We start from the raw sequence: 5,572 nt of genomic DNA on the forward strand, positions 1-5,572 counted from the left end.
TGAAGATCGGCGTGGAGCTGGCGCAGGGTCGCGTCGGACAGCGGGCGTCGGGCCTCAAGGAGGGCCTGTTTTTCCGCGAGGCGACGGGCGAGGCGGGGATCCATGCGCGGTTCAGGGGCCATTGGGGTACTCCAAGAAAAGATATCGGTATGGCAAAGTATAGCATAAACCGATACCTTTTTCCAGGCAGTAAGCGCGGTTGCCAGGAGGGTGCGTGGCAACGGCCCTGGCCCACCCACCGTGCGTGCGCAGCTCTCCGCTGGCGCTGGTGGCACGGCCCGGCGCGGCCCCTCGCCGCGCCGCTGAGCTGGCTCACGGGAGCGCCAAGGCTGGTGTGCCAACGAGGCCCATCGCCTCCGCTGAAGCCGGAAGCTGATTTGCCAACATGGCAAAAAACGGCTTGACCGCACGACTCACGCCGTCGCCCGCCTGAGCGTCGCTTATGCCACGCTGGGTTCGCCGCTGGCGCGGCTGGCTTCGCCGGGCCTTGCCGCAGATCATTCCAACGGCGGGAACTGATTGCGGAGCCAGGCCAATGGGGATCAACGCGGCGACGCGATCAACGCCAGTAGCCGGTCGATCAGCGCGGTGTCTTGCTCATCAAGGCCCGCTACGAGCGCCGCACGATCTCGCTCCCCCGCCCAGATGCGCTCGACTGGCCTGCGTAGTCTCCAGCCATTCTGTTCAAGCGTGGACAGCGCCTGGGTGACGTGCTGACGTGGCCCCTCATCGCCGGTGGCAACGGCGGCGATGGCCCCGAGGAGAGAGGTGGGGTTGATGGGCGGCGCGGCTGACGTTCACCTCAGGTGTTCCCGTATGGCAGCCAGACTTTGGCGCGATTGCTGCGTGTTGGGGTGGTCAGGCCCGAGACAGGCTTCGTTGATTTCAAGCGCCCGCCTCATCAAGTGCTCGGCGGTTTGGAAATTGTCCTGGTAGGCGTAATTGACCGCGAGGTTGTTGAGGCTGAGAGCGGTGTCGGGATGGTCAGGGCCGAGCATGTGCTCACGGATGGCGAGGGCGCGGGCGTAGAGCGGGTAGGCGGCGGCGTAATCACCCTGGCTGTCCAGCAGAGAGGCGAGATTGTTGAGACTGAGAGCGGTCTGCGGATGGTCAGGGCCGAGCACGTGCTCGGTGATGGCGAGGGCGCGGGCGTAGAGCGGGTAGGCGGCGGCGTAATCACCCTGGCTGTGCAGCAGAGAGGCGAGGTTGCTGAGGCTGGTGGCGGTGTCGGGATGGTCAGGGCCGAGCACGTGCTCGGTGATGGCGAGGGCGCGGGCATAGAGGGGGCGGGCGGCGGCGTAATCGCCTTGGCGTTCCAGCAGGAGTGCGAGATTGTTGAGGCTGAGAGCGGTGTCGGGATGGTCAGGGCCGAGCACGCGCTCGGTGATGGCGAGGGCGCGTTCGAGGATCAGGCGGGCGGCGGCGTAATCGCCCTGGTGTTCCAGCAGGAGCGCGAGATTGTTGAGGCTGTGGGCGGTCTGCGGATGGTCAGGGCCGAGCACACTCTCGTTGATGGCGAGCGCCCGTGTGTAGAGCGATTGCGCCGCGTCGTAGTCGCCCGTGGCACGGAAGAGTTCCGCGAGATTGTTGAGGCTGTAGGCGGTGGCGGGATGGGCGGTGCCGAGAGCTGTTTCAAAGATGGCGAGGGCGCGTTCGAGGATCGGGCGGGCATCCGCGTAGTTGCCTGTAGCACGGAGGAGTGATGCCAGGTTGCTCAAGCTGATGGCGCTCTCGGGATGCTCGCCCCCCACTACTCGTTCATTGATATCTAGGGCGCGTGTGGCGTAGGGCTGGGCCAAGGCATAGCTGCCCAAGCGATCTAGGTGTCGCACAAGCCTGCCACACAGAACCGCCGCTTGCTCGTCCTCGCGCCCCAGCGCCGCGTCGGTGACCCCGCGCAGGACGGGGAGGAAAGCGGTGAGGGGTGGGAGGGTTGGGGCGTCTACCAGGTTTTCTGCCTCGCGGATGACCACCCGCTCCACGTCGGCCTGCGCGTCGCGATCATCGCTCACCTGGCGTACGTAGGCCCCGACGAGGCGGTGCATGCGCAAGGCATCGCTGCCGTCGCGCTCGATGAGGCCGAGGCTGAGGAGTTCGCGTAGCCCCCGTTCGGCGTGCCGCTGCCCGAGCCGATCTTCCGCTGCTAGCCCCAGCGTCGCCAGGGCTAGATCGCGCGGGACGCGGTTGCCGGGGGCGAGGTGCGCTGTTCGGGCCAGCAGCCGCAGCGCTTGCGCGTCGGTGGGGTCGTCGGCCAGCAGGCGCTCATAGCTCAGCGCGAAGGTACGGGCGACGTGCAAGGCGTGGTTGGTCGGCGAGGGCGTGCTGTCGATCCCTTGCAGCGCTTCGTGGTCAAGCAACCGTGCTGCGCGGAGTTCGCTGAGGAAGGTGGCAGGATCGCCAAAGGCCGGGCTGTCGGCATAGGTTTCCAGGTAGCTTCCGGCCAGGTGCAGGGCCAGCGGGAGATCGCCGAGTTCGGCGGCAATGGCAGCAAGGGCCGGGTCGTCGACGGCCAGTTCGGGGCGATGTTTCCGCAAGAGGGCGATGCTCTCCGTGCGGCTCAGGACGCCCAAGGGCAGGGTGGTCACGCCCAGGCTGGTACTCCAAACTCCCCGGCGGCTGGTGATCAGCACGCGGCAGCCGCCAGTCGTCGGTCGCCACTGCTGGATCAGGGCCTCTGCGCGTCCTGGCTCGGTCTCGTCACAATTATCGAAGATCAGCAGGCGCGGCATGGGTTGTGCCCAGACTGACAGGACGCGCTGCACCTGGTCGTCGAGGGCGAGATCCGCGAAGCTGGGCAGGTCGAGGGCCATGCCGCAGGCCGCGACCTCGAGCGGAATGTTCGCGGGGTCAGCGAAGGAGAGCCAGAAGACGCCGCCAGCGAAGAACTGGCCGTAGCGGTGGGCAAACTCGGTGGCGAGGTTGGTCTTGCCGATCCCGCCGAGGCCGGTTGTGGCCGCTGCAGAGCCAAGTGCTGCGGTGCCGCCCTCGCCCTTGAGCGCCCGCGCCAGCGCGAGCATGTCGGCCGTGCGTCCGACGAAGTGGGGATTGCGGGCGAAGGGCATGCGGTGCAGTTCGGGCAATGGGGCCACGGGCGCGAGGGTCGCAAGCGGCAGCGCGGCCAGCAACTCCTGGGCCGCAGCAGGGTCGATCACCCGTGGTGCCGGCGGCAGCTGGATGGTGATCAGCTGCCCGATGATGCGCTCGACGAAGCCCCCGGTGATGGTGACCTGCTGGAGCGTCCCGACCGCGCCCGTGATGATCTGGAGGGGTTGTCCGTCCACTTCCAGGGGTTGCCCAACGAGGCTAACGAGGGCCGCCGCTAGGACAGGCCGGGCAGCGAGGCGGGCGGCGAGGTCTTCTGGTCTGAGGTGAAGGAGGGCCGCCAGTTCGTCTGCATACGCCGCGAGTTCAGCAGGGAGGGCAGCGGCCAAGGCAGCGGTGAGCGGGGCCAGCGGGTTCATGGCGTATCCTCCGGATGATCGTCGGCGGGCGCACCGAGCGCGGCCAAGGCCGTTTTGGCGCGGGCAATCCCAGCGCGAGCCTCGGCGATGCCGTGGCTCACCTCGGGCCGGGCGTGGGCCGATCCGGTGAGGGCCAGTTGATGGAGGTAGTGGCCCAGTGTGGCGCGGTGCGCTTCCAGGAGCGTGCGCTGGGCAGCGATGGCCCGTGTGCGGCCCTCAGGGGGCAGCGCAGCCCGATCATTGACCTGCTGCCCAATGATCGTGCCGACGTTCCCGCCGCTGACGGTGATCTGCTGTACCGTCCCCACAGAACCGCTGATATGCACCCCGCCCGGCGTGGCCGCAGGCGGGCTGGCCTCCCAGAGATACCCGTCGCGCATGCGCAGCCAGAGCGCGGGCACCCACCAGGAGGGGCGGTCGCGCAGGGCGGCGCGGGCGACGGCGGTGGCCCGGTCAAGTGCGCCGTCGCGGGCGACCTCGCGCCACAGGGTCGCCAAAAACGTGTCGGCGTCCGCGAGGCTCAGGCGGTCGTGCAGCGCGAGCACCGCGCCCATGCCAGCCTGGGCCAGGCGCGGCCCCAGCGCCGCCAGCGCCCCGGCCTGATGGCTGGCCCCGCCACTGGTGCAGGCCATCAGCACCGCCAGCAGGGGCGGGCGGGCCAGGTGGCTGAACATCTCGCTCAACGCATGGCCCGGTACCCGTGCCGCCGTCCCGTCGGCTGCTTCCAACCAAAGCACGCTGTCGGCCTCGGTGTGCGTGGCGTGGGCCACGAGGCAGAAGATCGTCGGGGCTTCACGCAGGGCGGCGTGGAGGGCGGGCAGGGTGGCGCGGCGGCTCACCGCGTCGGCGTGGTCGCCAATGATCGTCAGCGGGGTCGCCCCCAGCGCGTCGCGCACCCGTTGAACCTCTGCCGCGACCTCGAGCGCGGCCAAGTGGTACCGCGCCAGATCATGCGGGTTGGCGACCACCAGCAGCGTCCGCAGGTCAGGGCGTGGCCCGAGCGTCACTGGACGCAGCTCGCTACTCGCCAGGGTGCGTACCAGGAAGATGCATTCATCACACGCCAGGGGCAGGTCGTTGCTCGGATCGCGCAGCGTTTCCCAGCGCAGGGCGTGGAGATCAGCGGCGTCGGCGGGCAGGCTGAGGCGCACGCGGAGGGGCCGGTTCGTGCCGTGGGCCAGCGCCCGCGCCTGCTGCCAGGCGTCACGCAGGGCCGGGGCCGCGAAGAGTTGGGTGGTGAGCGTCTGCCCATAGGCCACTGGGTCGAGGGCGTGGGCAAGCAGGGCGGCTGGGGCGAGGGCGAGCGGCACCTCGCTCGCGAGCACCGCGTCGGCCTGGCTGCCCGGCTGACTCAGCCGGCCTCGGCCACGTAGCCGGGCGGGGTGACACGGAAGGTGAGATTCAGATCGACGGCGGCATGGCGCTCAGACATACGATGGCCCCTGCATGGTCGGCTCAGGACGCATGCATGGATTATAGACGATCTGACGTTGACCCGGGCGGCGCGGCTCCGCAGGCAAGGTGGCCCTGCGCTGGGAACGCGGCCAGGCGGAGCGTCCCTTGATGCCCCACTGAATTGGCTCACAGGCACAGCAGTGGGTTTGTTGACACCTTTGCCCCTGTTTGCTTGGCAACGGATGCCATGCTGTGGTAGGATGACGCCACCTAGCCGTCTGCCTCCACGGTGGCAGCCCTGGTCGGATGTCCCGCTGCTGACAGGCAGGAGGGTGAGGCTTCCCCTTCCGCAGCCGGGTCGCCCGCCGCATGCCCATGCGCCGCTACGATCTGGCCGTGGCCTCCGCTCGTCAGTGCCGCAGCCTGGCGCTCCACTGATCGTGATCAAGGAACCCTGCGATGCCCTATAATTCAAAACTCGTGGCGAAAATTGAGGCCGAAGAGCCGAGCCTGAAACTGGCGGTGCTCATTGATGCGGATAACGCCCAACCCGCGAAATTTGCCAGCATCTTGAAAGAAATCGCGACCCTGGGGGAAGCCACGGTCAAGCGTATCTATGGCGATTTTACCTCGCCCCAGAGTGCGCAATGGCGCAAGGTTCTGCGCGAGTTTGGCATCAAACCCATCCAGCAATTTGCCTATACCACGGGCAAAAA

Annotated in this window: 3 protein-coding genes; 1 reads left to right on the forward strand and 2 read right to left on the reverse strand. The window is 68.1% G+C overall.

Annotated elements, in window-relative coordinates; genetic code table 11:
* Nucleotides 1–797: 797 nt before the first annotated feature.
* Nucleotides 798–3,461, reverse strand: coding sequence for a tetratricopeptide repeat protein (locus EKD05_RS24995; protein ID WP_129678301.1), 2,664 nt, complete (start codon nucleotides 3,459–3,461; stop codon nucleotides 798–800).
* Nucleotides 3,458–4,786, reverse strand: coding sequence for a CHAT domain-containing protein (locus tag EKD05_RS25000; protein ID WP_165360974.1), 1,329 nt, complete (start codon nucleotides 4,784–4,786; stop codon nucleotides 3,458–3,460). Before EKD05_RS25000 ends, EKD05_RS24995 begins: the two co-directional genes overlap by 4 nt.
* A 529-nt stretch (nucleotides 4,787–5,315) precedes the next feature.
* Between EKD05_RS25000 and EKD05_RS25005 the strand changes: the two genes are divergently transcribed.
* A partial coding sequence (locus EKD05_RS25005) for an NYN domain-containing protein (protein WP_129678306.1) occupies nucleotides 5,316–5,572 on the forward strand: 257 nt, incomplete at its 3' end.

It is taken from the genome of Candidatus Chloroploca sp. Khr17, from assembly GCF_004138165.1.
Classification (GTDB): domain Bacteria; phylum Chloroflexota; class Chloroflexia; order Chloroflexales; family Chloroflexaceae; genus Chloroploca.